At 72.6% G+C, this 17,667-nt stretch carries 15 protein-coding genes; 10 read left to right on the top strand and 5 right to left on the bottom strand.

Annotation, left to right across the window (positions count from 1 at the left end; all coding sequences use genetic code 11):
- Positions 1-19: 19 nt before the first annotated feature.
- Entirely contained in the window at positions 20-373 is a 354-nt protein-coding gene (locus tag HGK34_RS00175) for a hypothetical protein (RefSeq protein WP_201844546.1), read from the bottom strand.
- 289 nt (positions 374-662) lie between these two features.
- Here HGK34_RS00175 and HGK34_RS00180 point away from each other — a divergent pair, with 289 nt between their 5' ends.
- The 5 genes from HGK34_RS00180 (at position 663) to HGK34_RS00200 (ending at position 6,891) form a co-directional block, all read left to right on the top strand.
- Positions 663-2,363: a nitrite/sulfite reductase gene (locus tag HGK34_RS00180; protein ID WP_201844547.1), complete on the top strand. Its 1,701-nt coding sequence runs from the start codon at positions 663-665 to the stop codon at positions 2,361-2,363.
- The gene (locus HGK34_RS00185) at positions 2,360-3,259 is read left to right on the top strand and encodes a phosphoadenylyl-sulfate reductase (protein WP_201844548.1); all 900 of its coding nucleotides are present in this window, start codon (positions 2,360-2,362) and stop codon (positions 3,257-3,259) included. The genes HGK34_RS00180 and HGK34_RS00185 overlap by 4 nt, the downstream gene beginning before the upstream one ends.
- Positions 3,252-4,634, top strand: a complete 1,383-nt coding sequence (cobA, locus tag HGK34_RS00190) for a uroporphyrinogen-III C-methyltransferase (RefSeq protein WP_201844549.1) — start codon at positions 3,252-3,254, stop codon at positions 4,632-4,634. The genes HGK34_RS00185 and cobA overlap by 8 nt, the downstream gene beginning before the upstream one ends.
- A 230-nt stretch (positions 4,635-4,864) precedes the next feature.
- Positions 4,865-6,013: a DUF1972 domain-containing protein gene (locus tag HGK34_RS00195; protein ID WP_201844896.1), complete on the top strand. Its 1,149-nt coding sequence runs from the start codon at positions 4,865-4,867 to the stop codon at positions 6,011-6,013.
- A complete protein-coding gene (locus HGK34_RS00200) occupies positions 6,010-6,891 on the top strand; it encodes a sulfotransferase domain-containing protein (RefSeq protein ID WP_201844550.1) in 882 nt (293 codons plus the stop codon). The genes HGK34_RS00195 and HGK34_RS00200 overlap by 4 nt, the downstream gene beginning before the upstream one ends.
- A gap of 4 nt (positions 6,892-6,895) precedes the next feature.
- On the opposite strand, the gene HGK34_RS00205 is transcribed toward HGK34_RS00200, so the two are convergent.
- Genes HGK34_RS00205 through HGK34_RS00220 form a run of 4 tightly spaced genes read right to left on the bottom strand, consistent with a single transcriptional unit; the run spans position 6,896 to position 11,724 of the window.
- On the bottom strand, positions 6,896-7,885 hold the full coding sequence (locus tag HGK34_RS00205; protein ID WP_201844551.1) for a phosphotransferase family protein: 990 nt from the start codon (positions 7,883-7,885) through the stop codon (positions 6,896-6,898).
- Positions 7,882-9,387: a lipopolysaccharide biosynthesis protein gene (locus HGK34_RS00210; RefSeq protein WP_201844552.1), complete on the bottom strand. Its 1,506-nt coding sequence runs from the start codon at positions 9,385-9,387 to the stop codon at positions 7,882-7,884. The genes HGK34_RS00205 and HGK34_RS00210 overlap by 4 nt, the downstream gene beginning before the upstream one ends.
- Positions 9,384-10,745, bottom strand: a complete 1,362-nt coding sequence (locus HGK34_RS00215; protein ID WP_201844553.1) for a tyrosine-protein kinase domain-containing protein — start codon at positions 10,743-10,745, stop codon at positions 9,384-9,386. The genes HGK34_RS00210 and HGK34_RS00215 overlap by 4 nt, the downstream gene beginning before the upstream one ends.
- Entirely contained in the window at positions 10,732-11,724 is a 993-nt protein-coding gene (locus HGK34_RS00220; protein WP_201844554.1) for a glycosyltransferase family 2 protein, read from the bottom strand. Before HGK34_RS00220 ends, HGK34_RS00215 begins: the two co-directional genes overlap by 14 nt.
- A 103-nt stretch (positions 11,725-11,827) precedes the next feature.
- On the opposite strand from HGK34_RS00220, the gene HGK34_RS00225 reads away from it, so the two are divergent.
- The 5 genes from HGK34_RS00225 to HGK34_RS00245 are packed head-to-tail and all read left to right on the top strand — an operon-like array spanning position 11,828 to position 17,655.
- On the top strand, positions 11,828-12,538 hold the full coding sequence (locus HGK34_RS00225; protein ID WP_201844555.1) for a hypothetical protein: 711 nt from the start codon (positions 11,828-11,830) through the stop codon (positions 12,536-12,538).
- A complete protein-coding gene (locus HGK34_RS00230; RefSeq protein WP_201844556.1) occupies positions 12,535-14,271 on the top strand; it encodes a hypothetical protein in 1,737 nt (578 codons plus the stop codon). Before HGK34_RS00225 ends, HGK34_RS00230 begins: the two co-directional genes overlap by 4 nt.
- Positions 14,268-15,221 (top strand): glycosyltransferase family 2 protein, encoded by a 954-nt coding sequence (locus HGK34_RS00235; protein ID WP_201844557.1) that lies wholly within the window; start codon positions 14,268-14,270, stop codon positions 15,219-15,221. Before HGK34_RS00230 ends, HGK34_RS00235 begins: the two co-directional genes overlap by 4 nt.
- Positions 15,218-16,222, top strand: coding sequence for a glycosyltransferase (locus tag HGK34_RS00240; RefSeq protein WP_201844558.1), 1,005 nt, complete (start codon positions 15,218-15,220; stop codon positions 16,220-16,222). The genes HGK34_RS00235 and HGK34_RS00240 overlap by 4 nt, the downstream gene beginning before the upstream one ends.
- Positions 16,219-17,655: a hypothetical protein gene (locus tag HGK34_RS00245; protein WP_201844559.1), complete on the top strand. Its 1,437-nt coding sequence runs from the start codon at positions 16,219-16,221 to the stop codon at positions 17,653-17,655. The genes HGK34_RS00240 and HGK34_RS00245 overlap by 4 nt, the downstream gene beginning before the upstream one ends.
- Positions 17,656-17,667 lie beyond the last annotated feature (12 nt).

Below are 17,667 nucleotides of genomic sequence, written 5' to 3' on the forward strand. Positions count from 1 at the left end.
GCGCCTGGCCGGGTGGGTCTCAGTGCCAGAAGACCGCGACCAGGATGTTCAACAGCGTCAGGCCCAGGACCGCGCCCTTGAGGCCGGACGTCACCGACTCTCCCTTGCGCACCGCGATCTGCGCGGTGACCGCGACCCCGAGCGCCACGACCAGCTTGACGCCGATCTTGGCCATGGACGGGCCGCCGTCCGCCCAGAGGTCGGCCATCTCGGCGATGCCCACCATGATGATGCCGGCCCCGACGGCGCCCCAGGCCCCGTGCGCGACCGCCTTGTAGAGCGCCTTGGTGCGCATCGAGGCGATGGTGCCGCCGAAAACCAGGGCCCAGCTCGCGAAGTGCACGAAGACGAAGACGTCGTAGAGAAACTCCATGTCCGGCAGCCTAGCCCCGCCGGGAGGCAGGCGAAGCGCGAGACATCGATGTCGTCGATCGTTCGTATCGGTATCCACGATGTGAGAAGGGGATTACCAACGACCGCCCAGGTGGTTACTGTCGTCGACGTGATCCGGTCGATGCGCCTCGAAGTGACGCGTGGCACGCGAATGTGCCCGTGTCTCTCGGCGTACGCCGGCGATCGACGCCCCCATCGGGACGGCTGATCTCCTGCCGTCGTACGCCGCCCCGACAAACCAGCGAACGACGGACGAGGATCACATTCTCATGACTCAGGCACCCGAGCACGCTCCCGTACGCCCGCCCCGCAAGGCCCGCCCCAACGGTCAGTGGAAGATCGACGGCACCACCCCGCTGAACCACAACGAGGAGTTCAAGCAGGAGTCGGACCCGCTCCAGGTGCGCGAGCGCATCGAGCAGGTGTACGCCCGCGAGGGCTTCGACGCCATCACCGACGACGACCTGCACGGCCGCTTCCGCTGGTGGGGCCTGTACACCCAGCGCAAGCCCGGGATCGACGGCGGCCGGACCGCCACACTCGAGCCGCACGAGCTCGAGGACCGCTACTTCATGCTGCGGGTCCGGGTCGACGGCGGCGCCCTCAGCACGGAGCAGCTGCGCACGATCGCGCAGATCAGCAAGGACTTCGGCCGGGGGTCGGCGGACATCACCGACCGGCAGAACATCCAGCTGCACTGGATCGAGGTGGAGAACGTCCCGGAGATCTGGCGGCGCCTGGAAGCGGTGGGCCTGTCCACCACCGAGGCGTGCGGCGACTGCCCACGCGTCATCCTCGGCAGCCCGGTCGCGGGGATCGCGACCGACGAGCTCATCGACCCGACCCCGGTGATCGAGCAGATCCAGGAACGCTTCATCGGCGACCCGTCGCTGTCCAACCTGCCCCGCAAGTTCAAGTCCGCGATCACCGGGCACCCGAGCCAGGACGTCGTGCACGAGATCAACGACATCTCGTTCGTCGCCGTCGAGCACCCCGAGCTCGGCATCGGTTACGACCTGTGGGTGGGCGGCGGCCTCTCGACCGCGCCGCGCCTGGCCGAGCGCCTGGGCGTGTTCGTCACGCAGGAGCAGGCGCCCGACGTGTGGCACGGCGTGGTGCAGATCTTCCGCGACTACGGATACCGCCGGCTGCGCAACAAGGCCCGCCTGAAGTTCCTGCTCAAGGACTGGGGCACCGAGAAGTTCCGCCAGGTGCTGCAGGACGAGTACCTCGGGTACGCACTGCCGGACGGCATCGAGCCCCCGCCGGCGTCGGCGAACAACGACCACGTCGGCGTGCACCCGCAGAAGGGCGGACGGTTCTTCGTGGGCGTCGCACCGACCGTGGGCCGGGTCTCGGGCGACCTCCTCGCCCGCGTCGCCGACCTCGCCGAGACCCACGGCAGCGAGCGGGTCCGGCTCACCCCGCACCAGAAGCTGCTGGTGCTGGACGTGCCGGGCGAGGAGGTCAAGGCCCTGTCCAAGGAGCTGCGCGCCATCGGCCTGCACACGCGGCCGAGCGAGTTCCGCCGCCGCACCATCGCGTGCACCGGCATCGAGTACTGCAAGCTGGCGATCGTCGAGACCAAGCAGAACGCGGCCGCCGCCATCGACCAGCTCGAGGAGCGTCTGGGCGACACGTCGCGCCTCAAGCCGATCAGCCTGAACGTCAACGGGTGCCCCAACTCCTGCGCGCGCATCCAGACGGCCGACATCGGCCTCAAGGGCCAGCTCGTGATGGACGACGACGGCAACCAGGTGCCCGGCTACCAGGTGCACCTGGGCGGCGGCCTCGCCTCGAAGGACCGGGACGAGGCCGGCCTGGGCCGGACCGTGCGCGGCCTGAAGGTGACCGCCGACGGCATCGCCGACTACGTCGAGCGCGTCACACGCCAGTTCGAGAAGGACCGTGACGGCGACGAGACCTTCGCGCAGTGGGCGCATCGCGCGGACGAGGAGGCTTTGCGATGAGTGATCCTCATTCCGGCTCGACGGCCGTGGCCGACGGAGTCGCGACCAGCCTGGGCGGGAGCACGTCCCGGCTGGAGCAGGTGCGGGCGCGGGCGAAGGCCCGGGAGCAGGCCCGCGCGGCCGCTCGCGAGGCGCACGCGCACATCCGCGCGGGTGGCATCCGCCGCCGCCGGACGCACGAGGAGCTGAAGAACGTCGTCGAGCGGGGGCAGGCCCTGCTGCACGGGACGTCGCTGCCGGGCGGGCCGGACACGCAGCGCGAGGCGTCGGCGGAAGCCGTGATCGCCTGGGCGGTGCGGGAGTTCGGGCCGTGGATGGCCGTGGCGTCCTCGATGCAGGACACGGTGCTGGCCCACCTCGTGGCGAAGCAGCTGCCATGGGTGGACGTGCTGTTCGGGGACACCGGGTACCACTTCGCCGAGACGATCGGCACGCGGGACGCCGCCGAGCTGTCGCTGGACGTGAACGTCGTGGACGTGAGGCCCGAGCTGACGGTCGCCGAGCAGGACGCGAAGCACGGCGCGCGCCTGTACGAGCGGGACCCGGAGCAGTGCTGCGCGATGCGGAAGGTCGCGCCGATGCGCAAGGCGCTGCGCAACTACGAGGCCTGGGCGACCGGCCTGCGCCGGGGCGAGGCGTCGACCCGGCGGAACGCGCCCCTGATCACCTGGGACGAGAAGAACCAGGTGGTGAAGATCAACCCGCTCGCCGGGTGGACCGACGAGCAGGTCGACGCCTACGCGGCCGCCAACGGCCTGATCGTGAACCCGCTGCTGGACGACGGCTATCCGTCGATCGGCTGCGCTCCCTGCACCCAGCGCGTGGAGGCCGGGGCGGACAAGCGCTCGGGTCGCTGGGCCGGGCGCGACAAGGTGGAGTGCGGTCTGCATGCCTGAGAACCCGGCGGCTCCCGGGGCGCCGTACCCGCTGGGCCTGCGCGTGACAGGCCGGCTCGTCGTCGTGGTCGGCGGCGGGCCGGTGGCGGCGCGCCGTGCGCGTGGCCTGGCCGACGCCGGGGCGCGGGTGCGGGTGGTCGCGCCGGAGGTCTGCGAGGAGCTGGCGGCGGCCGGCGAGGTCGAGTGGATCCGGAGGGAGTACCGCACCGGCGACCTCGACGAGGCCTGGCTGGCGCACACCGCGACCGGCGACCCGTCCGTCGACCGTCAGGTGGCCGACGACGCCGAGGCGCTCCGGATCTTCTGCGTCACCGCCGGCGACGCGGAGGCCGCCACGGCATGGACCCCGGCCGTGGCGCGAGTCCGCCTCGACTCTCCCGGGCCCCCGGATCCGGGGGACGCGGGCGGGAGGTCCGGACAGACCGGTGAGGAGATCATCGTCTCCGTGCACGCAGGCGGCGACCCGCGCCGGGCCCGGGCGATCCGCTCCGAGGTCCAGGCGCAGCTGGAATCGGGCACGCTGCCGATCCGCCGGGTCCGTCCCCGTCCCGGCGCCGACAGGACGGCGCAGCCGGCGACGTCGTCCGGTCCTGCCGTCCGGGACCACGGCTGGGTCGCGCTCGTCGGCGGAGGGCCGGGAGATCCCGGACTCATCAGCGTGCGGGGCAGGTCGCTGGTCGCGCGTGCCGACGTGGTGGTGGCCGACCGCCTCGGGCCGCGGTCGCTGCTCGACGAGCTCGCCCCGGACGTCCAGGTGGTCGAGGTCGGCAAGACCGCCGGCAACCACCCCGTGCCGCAGGACGAGATCAACCGCATCCTCGTGCAGCACGCCATGGCGGGCCGCAACGTGGTGCGGCTCAAGGGCGGCGACCCGTACGTGTTCGGGCGCGGCGGCGAGGAGCTGGCCGTGTGCCGCGACGCCGGCATCGAGACCGAGGTGGTGCCGGGCGTCACGAGCGCGGTCTCCGTCCCGGCGGCCGTGGGCATCCCGGTCACGCACCGGGGGGTCGCCCGCGGCTTCAGCGTGCTGACCGGTCACGACGCCCTGCAGGACGCGCGGCGGGCGGAGGCCGGGGACGCGGCGGCGGGCCATGCCGTCTCCGTCACGGGCGGCTCGGACCACACGCTGATCCTGCTCATGGGCGTCTCACGGCTCGCCGAGACCGCGGCGGCGCTGACCACCCCCGAGCGTCCCGCCGGCACGCCGGTCGCGGTCGTCGAGGACGGCTACGGCCCGCGCCGGCGGGTCACGGTCGGCACGCTCGCCGACATCGCGGAACGCGCCGCGGCGGCAGGCGTGCGCCCGCCCGCCGTCGTCGTCGTCGGCGACGTCGTGCGCCTCGCGCCCGCCTGGCGCGACCATCCGGCCGGCTGAGCCGGCCCCACAGACAGCTGAGCGCCGGCTCCCACCGCACCGAAGGCCCATCGGCGGTGGGGGACGGCGCTCAGTGATTCCTGCCGTTCGGCGACCCGCGGTGCCCAGCGGCTCCGGGAGCCGCATCCCGAACCACACATCGGCATCGGATTCACCCGCTTTCGTGATATGCCGCGAGGATCAAGACCTCTACTCTGAAGATCGTGTCCACGAAGCCGCTGCGTATCGCGATGATCGGAACCCGAGGTGTGCCCGCGCGGTACGGCGGCTTCGAGACGGCCGTCGAGGAGATCGGGTCGCGACTCGCCGCGCGCGGTCACAAGGTGCGGGTGTACTGCCGGCGGCCCGCGGACCAGGACGACGCCGACCCCCCGGAGTACCTCGGCATGGAACGCGTCGTGCTGCCCGCGATGCGCCGGCGCTCGCTGGAGACGCTGAGTCACACCGCGCTGTCGGTCGGGCACCTCGTCGCGCACCGTACCGACGCCGCGATCGTGTTCAACGCCGCCAACGCCCCGCTGCTCCCGGTGCTGCGCGCGGCGCGCGTCCCGGTCGCCACGCACGTCGACGGGCTGGAGTGGCGGCGGTCCAAGTGGGGCCGCCTCGGCAAGCGCTACTACCGGGAGATGGAGACGGCCTCCGTCCGCCTCTCCGACGCGCTGATCGCCGACGCCCAGGGCATCGCGGACTACTACGCCACCCAGTACGACGTCGGCAGCAGGCTGCTCAGCTACGGGGCTCCCGACCTCTCCGCGGCCGGCAGCGACCGCCTGCCCGAGCTGGACCTGGTACCAGGCGGCTACCACCTGGTCGTGGCACGCTTCGAACCGGAGAACCACGTCGACGTCATCGTCGAGGGATACGCCGCCAACGACGCGGAGCTCCCGCTGGTCGTCGTCGGCTCCGCACCGTACTCGGCCCGGTACACGGGCCGCATCGAAGAGCTCGCCGACGGCGACGCGCGCGTGCGGCTGCTCGGCGGGGTGTGGGACCAGGAACTCCTCGACCAGCTCTACGCCAACGCGTTCACCTACCTGCACGGGCATTCCGTGGGCGGCACCAACCCGTCCCTGCTGCGCGCGATCGGCGGCGGCACCGCCACCATCGCGTACGACGTGCCGTTCAACCGCGAGGTGCTGCAGGACCCCGGCCGCTACTTCCGTACGCCCGTGGACCTGGCGGAGCAGGTCCTCACGGCCGAGGCCAACCCGCACGACACGGCGTCACGCGGAGCGGAGCTGGCCCGGCGGGCGAAGGACTACGACTGGGACGTCGTCGTCGACGGCTACGAACAGCTCGCACGGGACCTGGCGGCGCGGAAGACCCCGGGACCTCGCCCCTTCGCGCGCCGTCGGCGGAGGGCGGTGTTCGGATCATGAGGCTCGACGCCACCTCGTTGCCCCGGCCCGTGATCGACGCGGGACGCTCGGCGATCCGCGGCTACGGGATAGCCACGTCGTGGCTGCGCGGCGGCCCTGACTTCCTGCTCGTCGGGGGCAAACGGTGCGGCTCCACCTCGCTGTACTTCGCCCTGCTGGAGCATCCGCGGATCCTGCCCCTGTTCCCCAGCGCGCGGCTGCTGCCCAAGAACAACCACACCAAGGGCGTGCACTACTTCGACTCCCACCACGACCGGGGCACCGCCTGGTACCGCTCGCACTTCCCGGCGTCCATGCTTCGCAACGGCAAGCTGGTGGGAGACGGATCGCCCTACTACCTGTTCCATCCGCTGGCCGCGGAGCGGGCGGCCCGCGAGGCCCCGGACGCCAGGATCCTGCTGGTCGTGCGGAACCCGGTGGAGCGTGCGTTCTCCCACTTCCGGGAACGGCGCCGGGAGAACGCCGAGCCGCTCGAGACCTTCGAGGAGGCGCTCGCGGTCGAGGACGAGCGCCTTGACGGCGAGGAGGAACGGATCCTGGCCGATCCGCGCTACCGCAGCTACGCGCACGAGCACCTGTCGTACCGCGCGCAGGGGGAGTACGCCCCCCACCTGCGGCGCTGGATGCGGTACTTTCCCGCCGAGCAGGTGCACGTCCTGGTCGCGGAGGACTTCTACGCGGACCCGCAGCGGGCCTGCGACGCGGTGGCGAACTTCCTGGGAATCGGCGCGGCGCCACTTCCGGCGGCCGCCTCCCGGCAGTGGAACGCGGCCCCGGCCCGCGACCTGCTCCCGGCGACGCGGAGCGAGCTGACGGACCACTACGCCCCGTTCAACAAGGACCTGGAGGACCTCCTGGACCGCAAGCTCGGCTGGTGACGGGTCAGCTGCCGATCGTGCTGAGAGTGGCCGCGAGGCGAGCGGTGAAACCGGCGTCATGGTCCGTGGCCGAGCGGGCGCTCAGCCGGTCCAGCCAGAACTCGGCCACCTCGGCGTCGTCGGGAACCGGCTCGGCCGCCGTGCCCCGCATCGAGGCGCGACCTGGCGGGCGTCCGAACGCGGCGACGTTCGACGCCCGGTAGTAGAACAGGTCGGCGCCGGGCGGCGCCCATCCCGCGTCCTCCCAGTCGATGAGCCACGGCAGGCCACGTCCGTTGCGCCGCAGGTTCCACGCGGTCAGGTCGCCGTGCATCGGTTCCCAGTGTTCCGGGACGCCCTTCGGGCGGTCGAACACGCCGCCCAGGTGGCGCCGGAGGTCGGCCAGCAGCGGGCCGACCGGTGTGCGTCGCGCGGGGGCGGCGGGGCGCGGCGGCATCGCGCTGATGAGCAGCCAGTGCAGCCCGGCCGTCTCCCCCCGGTCCAGTACCTGGGGCACCCGGAAGGTCTCCGCGCGCCCGCCCGGGAACGCCGACAGGGCGCGTTCCTCCCGATCGAGCTCGGCCGGGTCGTCGCGCAGCTTCAGGAAGCCGACCGGCCGGGAGCCGCGGAGGAGCAGCATGGCGAGCCCGCTGCGGGACACCTGCGGGCGGGCGTAGACCGCGAGCTCGTCGAACGCGGGCAGTGCCCTTCGCAGCTCCGTCCAGATCTCGGGGCCGGCGGGGATCTCCCAGACGACCCGTTCGCCGGGCACCGCGCGCGGCCCGAAGGCCGCGGCCGCACCCCACAGTGACCACTGCGCCGCGACGGCGTACCAGCGGGACCGTGTGATCAGCGAGACCCCGGCGGCCGCACCTCGCCGTGACTCGCCCGGGATCAGGACGTTCCGCGTGGCGATGGCCGGCCGGATCAGGCTTGCCCGGCCGGTCGCGGTCAGCCCGGCGCTCGGCTCGGTCCTCGGCCGCCGGCCGTGCAGCAGTGGCCTGCGCCCCGTCATCGTGCCCTCTCCTTGACCGCTCGCAGCACCTCGATCAGCAACCCGGCGTCGCGCCGCAGAGCAGGGGCCAGCATCAGGCACACGCCCCACACCAGCAGGCCGCTCAGCACCGCGACGGCGAGTCCGGTGGCCGCGGGGGCCGCCGTCCCCGCGCCGTTCACCAGCCACGTGGCGAGCCACGCGGCGACCCCGACGGGGACCGCCTGGGCCAGGATCCGCAGTCCGCCCAGCGCGAGCCGCCCGCCCGGGTAGGCGGTGATGCGGGACAGCCACCAGAAGGACAGGGGCCACTCGAGGGCCGCCGACGCCGCGAACCCCGCGGCGATCCCGTTCACGCCCCAGAGGCTCCCGATCAGCACGCCCGCGATCTTCAGGACGGCCGTCACCATGGAATACGCGAGCAGCGCGCCGCTCAGGCCGCGGGCCAGGTAGGTCCAGTACCCGACGTAGGCGAGTGTCTGGCAGCCGCCGGCCACGGCGAAGGCCGCGAGCAGGGGCGCGGCGGGCTCCCATCCGGGTCCGAGGAAGACGCCGACCACCGACCCGGACGCGCCGACGACCACGGCGAGCACGAGGACGACGGGTAGTGCCAGCACCTGTTGTCCGCGCAGCAGCATGCTGTCGAACCGGGACCGGTCCTCGGCGATCCGGGCGAGCACCGGCAGCGCGACCGTCGTGGACGGCTGGCGGAGCTGGGTCAAGGGACGCATGAGGAGCTGGTACGCCCGGTTGTACAGCCCGAGCGGGCCCGGGCCGAGTGAGAGGCCGATGACGAACGTGGCCAGGTTGTCGGCTCCGTAGCCGACGAGCTGGGAGGCCAGCAGGCCGCCGCCGAAGCGGAAGAAGCCCCGCATGCCCGCATCGCGCCGCGGCCGTGCGGGCAGCCAGCCGCCCGCCACCCACACGCCCACGAGTGTCGCGCCGGCCGTCGCCACCTGCTGGACCACGACCGCGCGGTGGTCGTGCGTGACGAGCCCGACCACGATCGCGCCACCCAGCGCTGCGACCGGTGCCGCCACCTCCACGATCGCGAGCGTCCGGAATCGCATGTCGCGCACGAGCCCCGCCTTGTGCTGCGTGGCCAGGCCGTTGATCAGGAACACGAACGCCAGCGCCCGGCAGATGCCGACCAGTGCGGGCTCGTCGAACAGGCGGGCGATCAGCGGCGCCGCGGTGATGCCGGCGACGCACAGCACGGCTCCGATCGCGACGTTCACCCAGAACAGGTTGTCCCGCTGCTGCCTCGTCAGGTCGGGGGCGCGCATCGCCGCCGACGACAGGCCGGCGTCGCGCAGGATCTCCCCGATCCCGACGACCGCCGCGACCATGGCGACGAGCCCGTACTCGGTGGGTGGCACCAGCCGGGCCAGCACTGCGACCGCGGCGACCTGCAACAGGATGCGCGCACCCTGGGAAGCCGCCGTGACGGTGGCGCCGCGTGCGGCGCGGCGCCCGAGGCCCTGACGAGCCTCTTCCTGTCTCCGTACGCCTTGCTCGGTCACGTCCGGTGCCACCGGGACTGGAGGTTGACGGCTCCGCCGTCGCCGTAGCCGGCGTAGGAGTCGAAGTCGTGGTCCTTGCGGGAGACGCCCGTGGCGATCAGGCCCAGGCAGGTCGCGCCGATCGCGTCCAGCGACGCGAGGGCGTCGTGCAGCTGGGCACGGCGTACCCGTCTCGCCCGTGCGACGACGACGGCGCCCTGGGTGCGGCGAGCCAGCAGCGCACCGTCGGTGACGGGGAGCAGCGGCGGGACGTCGAAGATGACCACGTCGTAGGCGGACCGGGCCTGGCGGACGAGTTGCTCCATGGAGTCCGCCTCGATGAGCCGGCCGGGGTTGGGCGGCAGGTCGCCGGCCGTGAGCACGGCGAAGCGGGGCGGTCCGACCTGCTGGACCACGTCCTCCAGGTCGGCCCGGCCGATGAGGACGGTCGACAGGCCGACGGCGCCCTCGAGCCCGAGGCGGTCGGCCAGCGAGGGCCGGCGCAGGTCCGCGTCGACGAGCAGGACCCGTGAGCCGCGCTCGGCGAGGGCGTGGGCCAGGCCGATCGCCGTCGTCGTCTTGCCCTCGTCGGGAACCGAGGACGTCACGACGAACGACCGGACCGGCGCCCCGACGTCGAGGAACTCCAGGTTGGTCCGCACGCGGCGGTACGACTCGGCCATCAGGTGCGGGTCCGGGGCGCCCTTGCGGATCTGTGGCACCGTGCCGAGAACGGCCAGGTCCTCGTCCGCCGGGAGGTCCTTCGCCGTCCTGATGCGGGTGTCGAACAAGGCCAGGCCCACGGCGATCAGCGCTCCGACCGCCAGCCCGGCCGCCGCTCCGCCCGCGGTCAGGAGCCTGGTGTCCGGGGCGAACGGGTACTCGGGAGGCTCGGCCGTCGCGACCTCCGTCAGCCGGACCGCGCTGCGCCCGTTCGCGTTCGACGGCGACACCTCCGACACCGTCTCCGAGAGGTGTTCGGCCACGGCGTTGGCCACCTGCGCCGCCTGCACCGGGTCGGCCGCCTCGGCGGAGATCTCGATGATCGCGGTGTCCAGCGGGACCATCGACTCGACCTGTTCGGACAGGTCGCCCGGCGTCGTGTCGAGACCGAGCTCGGTGATCACGGGGTTCAGCACCGTGGGCATCGTGGCGAGCGACGCGTAGGAGGTCACCAGGTTCTGCGTGTAGTTCGCACCCTGCATGAGCTCCGAGACCGTGTCGCCGCGCTCCAGGCTCACGAAGACGCTCGTGGTCGCCCGGTACTGGGGCGCGACGGTCTGCGCGAATCCGAGGCCGGCGAGGCCGCCGACCAGGATCGCCGCGACGAGGACCACCCAGTGCTTGCGCAGGGTGGCTGCGTAGTCAGCGAGCTCCATCCATCAAGCCTTTCCTGTCGGCGGACGCCGGGACGGCGGCCGCGTTTCTGGCCCCAGGGGCCGTACGGCGGGCCGCCAGGAGACATGTGAGTCCTGCCGCGGTGCCGCGGAGAGCCGGCCACAGCGTACGCAGCGGATGGCGCACGACGGCGCGGCGTCCGCCGCGGAGCAGGACCTCCCGCGTGTGCGCCGGCGTGGCGCGAAGCCAGCCGCCCCATTGGTCGCGGGCGACGTTCCGTGCGGCGAAGAGCAGCCGGTTGCGGGTGTTGTAGTAGTGGTACAGCGGTGACTTGCCCCGGCTCGTCGACGCCGCGTCCGCGGCGCGCGTGGTGCCGTCCTGCGTGCCGCCGACGTCGTGCACGCAGGTGAGGTCGTCGCGCACCGCGAGTCGTCCCCCGGACCGCGTCCAGCGCACGCTGAGGTCGACGTCCTCCCAGTACAGGAAGTACTCGCCGCTGAACCCGCCGACGTCGATCAGCCGGCTGGCCGACGCGGCGAAACAGGCGCCGGAGACCCACGGGACGTCGTCGGGTCCTGCGGGCGGGCCGTTTCGCGTGCGGCCGTGGCGCAGGTCCAGGGCGGCGCCAGTGAACCAGTCCCCGCCCTGCGGGGTGCGGACCGCCGGGGCGACGAGCAGGCTGTCGTCGGCGGCCACATCGGCCACGAGGGCCTCGGCAGCGGTGAGGCCGACGGAGGCGTCCGGGTTGAGCACCAGGCTGAGGTCGCATCCCGCATCCAGGGCCGCACGGATCCCGGCGTCTGCTCCCGCGCCGAATCCCAGGTTGGTCTCGGGCAGCACCAGGGTCCAGCCGTCGGCGGAGCCGGCGGCCACGACACGGTCGCGTTCTGCCGCCGAGCTCCAGCAGTCGACGAGCACGCGGGTCCAGCGGGTGCCCGCGAACGGTCGCAGGGCTGCGGCGGCGAGATGCACCGATCCGTAGTTCACCACGACGACAGCAGGCCTGGGGGTGGTGGGCACCGTTGCATCCTGCCGGAACCGCTGGGAGAGAGCGAGTGGTAGGTCGGGTGAAATGGGGGACAGTGGAGAGAATATCGTCGCTCATGCCCATAACCTTTGGCGTATGACACCCTTGAGGCGGACGAAAGGCCCACGGTCGGGAATCGGGACCGGGACGGTCTCCGGAAAGGCCGCGGTTCTTCTCGCGGTGTCGCTCCTGCTTTCACCCGCGCTGACGGCCTGCGGCCCCGCCGCGCCGCCGGTCGGTGCGGAGCCCTCGTCCTCCGCGAGCGGTTCGCCGGGCACGTCGGCCACGCCGGAGTCCGGCGACCCCGGTTCCTCGGGCGGCGAGCGCGATGCGGACGATGCCGGCGAGCAGACCTCCGGCGGCACGGCGCGCGGCGACGCGCACGACACCGTCGTCGCAGGCCGGGCCACCACGGAGGTCGTTCCCCTCACCGCCGACGCCGTCGGCGTGGGCGAGGACCTCGCCGTGGAGCTCACCACCGTCGAGCGGACCGTCGCGGAGGCGACCATGCCGGGCGAGGTCGCCGGCTCCGCGATCCGTATTCAGGTCACAGTGGTCAATTCCGGCGTATATCACGCTCTTGGTGCGAGCGTCGTGAACCTGTACTACGGTCCCGATCGCATACCGGCGAGTTCACTCTCCGGTTCTGGGGAGAACAAACTCCCGGATTCCGTGCCAGCAGGGGAAGCCACGACAGGGACCTACGAGTTCGCCGTCCCGGACGACAGGACCCTGGAGGTGCTCGTCGAGATCGACGTGGACCCGCAGCTGCATGTCGCACTGTTCGAGGGAGAGGTAAGTCCATGAGAATCGCGCCCACCGCGCTGGCCGCCGTCGCGGCCGGCGTCCTCGCCGTCATGTCCGTGGGGGTGGGTGCTTCCGCCGCCGCGGATACGGACGACGACACGATCTCCAGCTCGCTGGTGGGCCTTGGATCGGTACTCGACGGCCTGGTCTCCCCGTCGAGGTCGATGCGGGACCAGGGACTCGCGGTGGCAGCGGCGCAGGCCGCGCCCGTGAGCAGTGACGCGCTGCCCACCGTGCAGATCGACGGCGTCGTGTGGGCGCAGGTGGTCGTCGGTGACGTCGTGTACGTGGGCGGTGACTTCACGTCGGCCCGCCCTGCGGGCGCGGCGCGGGGTACGCAGGAGGTGCCGCGCACCAACCTGCTGGCCTACGACCTCGACTCGGGGGAGCTGATCGACGGCTGGGCTCCGCAGGTCAACGGAGAGGTCAGGGACCTGGCGGCATCGCCGGACGGCAACCGGCTGTACATCGCCGGCCGGTTCACGTCGGTCGACGGCGCCACGCGATACCGCGCCGCGGCGTTCAACACGGGCACAGGAGCACTCACCGGATTCCGGCCGTCCGTGAACGCCCTGGTCAACGCCATCGACGTGGCAGGCGACGACGTCTACCTCGGGGGCACCTTCACCTCGGTGAACAACAAGGAGCGCGTTCGGGTGGCCGCCGTCGACGCGGCGAGCGGCGCGACCACGCGCCCGTTCCAGGCGCGGGTCGCCGACCACTCGGTGCAGGACCTGATCCTCTCGCCCGACGGCGACCAGGTGGTCATCTCCGGGAACTTCACCTCGGTGAACAGGTCGCAGAACCCGGGCTACGGGCTGGCCCGGCTCGATGCCACGACCGGCGAGATGCTGCCGCTTCCCCTGAACGATGTCGTGCGCAACGCCGGCACCTACGCCGCCGTGCTGTCCCTGGCGACCGACGACGACTACCTCTACGGCACGGCCTACCACTGGTCGAAGAAGGGCTCCACGGAAGGGTCGTTCGCGGCGGACTGGGACACCGGCCGGCTCGTGTGGCTGGAGGACTGCCACGGCGACACGTACTCGATCGTCCCCTTCCGGGGCGCGATCTTCACGGCGAGCCACAAGCACGACTGCGCCACGAGCGGCGCCTTCCCCGAGACGGAGCCGCAGACGTTCCACCGCGGCACGGCGACCACGCGGACCGTCGAGGGAGAGAACGTCGCCGACGACGAGCACGGTTACCCGGACAGCCCGGGCACGCCGCGACCCGAGCTCCTGAACTGGTTCCCGGATTTCACCCCGGGCACGTACACGGGCCAGGGCCAGGGACCGTGGAGCGTCACGGCGGCCGGTGACTACCTGCTGTACGGCGGTGAGTTCACCAGCGTCAACAACCATCCGCAGCAGGGGCTCGTGCGCTTCGCCGTGCGGGACGTCGCGGCCAACGCCGACGGTCCCCGGCTCGGCGGAGCCAAGTTCCCGCTGACGCTGCGGTCCCCCCGGAGCGGCACGGTCGAGGCGACCTGGCCGTCCAACTACGACCGCGACGACCTGACACTCACGTACTCGCTCTACCGAGGGACCACCTCGGACGCGGCCATCAGCGTCCAGCAGCGCTCAGGCAGCTTCTGGGAGGGAGGAACCATGTCCTTCACCGACACGGAGGCCGAGCCCGGCACGACCCAGCGGTACATCGTCGTCGCCCGCGACCCGTGGGGGAACGAGGCATGGTCCCGGTGGAGCGACGTCGCGGTGAGCGGCCGATGACCGCGCCACGTGCGACCGTGGCGGTCCTCACATACCGGCGCCCGGACCGCCTCGCCACCGCCCTCGCCGCGCTCCTGCCCCACGTGTCGGCGGCCGGTGCCGGGCTGCTGGTGGTCGACAACGACGTCACGGAGTCCGCACGCCCCGTGTTCGAACGCGCCACCGACGGCCGCGCGGCGGCGCGGTACGTCCACGAGCCGACCCCGGGCATCGCGGCGGCGCGCAACCGCGCGCTCGACGAGGTCGCCGCCTCCGGGTCGGAACTGATCGTCTTCGTGGACGACGACGAGACCCCGGGGGAACGATGGCTCGCCACCCTCCTGGCCGCGCACGAACGCTACGGCGGGACGGGCGTCGCCGGGCCGGCGGTCCCCAGCCTTCCGGGGAGGGACAGGTGGATCGAGTCCGGCGGCTTCTTCACCCGCCCGCGGTACCCCAGCGGAAGCCGCATCGAGGTGGCGGCGAGCAACAACCTGCTGCTCGACGTGCGCTGGCTCGCCCACCAGGGTCTGCGGTTCGACGAGGCGTTCGGGCTCACAGGTGGCTCGGACACCGAGCTGACCCTCCGGATCACCGCCCGTGGTGGCGCCCTGTACTGGTGCGACGAGGCCGTGGTGATGGACCCGGTGCCGGTCCAGCGGTTCACCCGCAAGTGGGTGGTACGCCGGGCGTACCGGGTCGGGAACTGCACCATCCGGGCCGAGGTCCAGCTCGCCGAGACCGCGCCCGGCCGCTTCGCCGCCCGGGCCCGCGGAGCGGGAGCGGGCATCATCCGTGTGGCGGGCGGGCTCGCGCGGGCCGCCGCCGGAGTGATCGACGGCCGGGGCCCGGCCCACGGGATCCGCACCACGGCGCGCGGCGCGGGGATGATCACCGGCGCCGTCGGCCTCGTGTACACGGAATACACCCGGGCGGCGAGGAGGCCCAGGGCCCTCAGGACGCTGTCGTGACCGCCGCACGCCGTCGTCCCTCCCGCCGGAAGACCGTGATGTTCTCCGCCGAGGCGATCCGCGCCACCACCAACCCGTACATCACCGAACTCATGGCGGCTCTCCCGGACGACGTCGAGGCCGTGACCTTCTCCCGCCGCCGGGCGCTGTTCGGGCAGGTCGACGTGCTGCACGTGCACTGGCCCGAGACCCTGTTCCGGCGCCGGAACGCGTTGCGGACCGCCGGCGCCTCCGCACTGCTGGTCGTCTCGCTCACCGCGATGCGGCTGCGGGGCGTGCGGACCGTCCGCACCGTGCACAACGAGTCCCCGCACGAACCGGCCACCGGCGCCGAAGGGTGGCTGCTGCGACTCATGGAGCGGTGGACCGACGAACTGGTCCTGCTCAACCGCCACACCAGGTTCGGCCGCGACCTGAACACCACCGTGATCCCGCTCGGGGAGCACGCCTCGACGTACGCAGGGCTCCCGATGCCCGCCGGAAAGCCGGGACGCGCCCTGCACTTCGGCCTGATCCGGCCGTACAAGGGCATCGACACCCTGGTGCGGGCCTTCCGCGGCCTGACCGACCCCGCCGCCGCGCTGCACGTCGTCGGCCCGGCGAAGGACGACCGCGTGCTCGACGAGGTCCGCGACGTCGCCGACCGCGACGACCGGATCGTGCTGCGCCCCGGATTCCTGCCCGACGACGCCCTCGTGCGCGAGATCTGCGAGGCGCACGTCGTGGTGCTGCCCTACCGGCGCATGCACAACTCGGGCGCGGCCCTGCTGGCGCTGTCCCTCGGACGGCCCGTACTCGTGCCCGACAACCCGGTCAACCGTGATCTGGCGGACGAGACCGGTCCGGGCTGGGTCCGGACCTACCAGGGCGAGCTCGGCACCGAGGCGCTCGCCGCGGCGCTGGCAGAGCCCGTCCCGTCGGATCCGGTACGGTTCCGGGGCCGGACGTGGTCCGAGATCGGAACGGCCCACGCCGAGGTGTACCGACGGGTGTCAGCTTGACGACAGAAAACACCGCGCGAGCTCGTGCGGCCCGGGCCGCCGCCCGGGCCGCCGTGACGGAGCCCATCCCCATCGCGGACGTGGGCGCCGTCGGCGACGCCGGAAGGACCGACGCCGGAGAAACCAGGGAGACCGTCCACCGCCGCAGGCGGAGCGCGGCTCCCTCGCCCGAGTGGGAGAGCGCCGCGACCGTCGTCGCGTTCATCCTGGCGGTCGCCGTGGGCTCGCGTCTGGTGGTCGCGGCGGGCGTGACCGTCGGCATGCTGCTCGCGATCGTGCTCGCGCCCGTGTGGCTCTCTGCGGCGGCCAAGTACCGCTGGGCGGGGACGTTCCTGGGGCTGGGCGCGCTGTGCGCGGTCACGGCCCCGGTCCTGACCGAGCTGGCCGGCCACGGCCATGCCGTCGACCCGTTGCTGGAGCGCGAGAACTACGTACGGCTGGCCGAGCTGGTGCTCGGCGCCGGGGCGCTGCTCTGGGCGCGGCTGCACCTGGGCGTCCGCTGGCTCGCCGTCGCCTACGGCGTGGGAATGCTCGTCGACGTCGTGCAGCGCGGGGAGGCGAGCTTCAAGTTCGGTGCGGGGCTCGGCGTGTCGGTCCTCGTGCTCGGGTGGCTGATCCCGGGCCTGCGACCAGGCCGGGGCGTGTGGCGGCGCGTGCCACGCACGACGCAGGCCGCCGCGTGCGTGGGCCTCGGAGTGCTGTTCGCACTCGACGACGGACGCTCCGCCTTCGCGATGCTGCTGCTCACCGCCGCGGTGGTGCTCTGGCAGGTACGGATCGACGAGCGGTCGCTGCGCCGCTCCGCGGCCGTGACGGTGGGCGCCGTCGTGGCCGCCGGGCTCGCGGCGTACGGCGGTGCGAGGTCCCTGATCCTCGACGGGGCGTTCGGGACGGCGATGGCGCAGCGCACCGCGGCGCAGATCGAGGTGAGCGGGAACCTCCTGGCGGCAGGGCGTCCCGAGATGGGGGCGACGGCGGCGCTGATCGCACACAGGCCCATGGGCTTCGGCCCGGGCGTCCCCCTCAACGGTCACGACCTCGCCGTGGCCAAGAACGGGATGTCCCTGCTCGGCTACGACCCCGAGAACAACTACGTCTACGAGTACATGTTCGGGCGCGGGATCGAGCTGCACTCCCTGTTCGGCGACTTCTGGGCCGTGTACGGGCCGGCGGGCGTCCTGCTGTGGCTGTTCCTCCTGCTGCTGGTGCTGACCTCGCTCGTGCGGCGCACCGTGCGCGGGATGGCGGACGCCCTGCTCGTGTACGTCGCGATCCTCACGGCCTGGAACCTGTTCTTCAGCCCGATCTACGCCTCGGTGCCGATGCTGATCCTGGCGGTCGTGGTGCTGCTGCCGCGGTGGGCGGACGCGACGGAGGAAGACGTCGAGCCGCCCGGCGAGGCCGCGACCGCCGAGGGCGCCGGTCCCACCTGAGCGGACGAGCTT

Source organism: Myceligenerans indicum (assembly GCF_016742955.1).
Classification (GTDB): domain Bacteria; phylum Actinomycetota; class Actinomycetes; order Actinomycetales; family Cellulomonadaceae; genus Myceligenerans; species Myceligenerans indicum.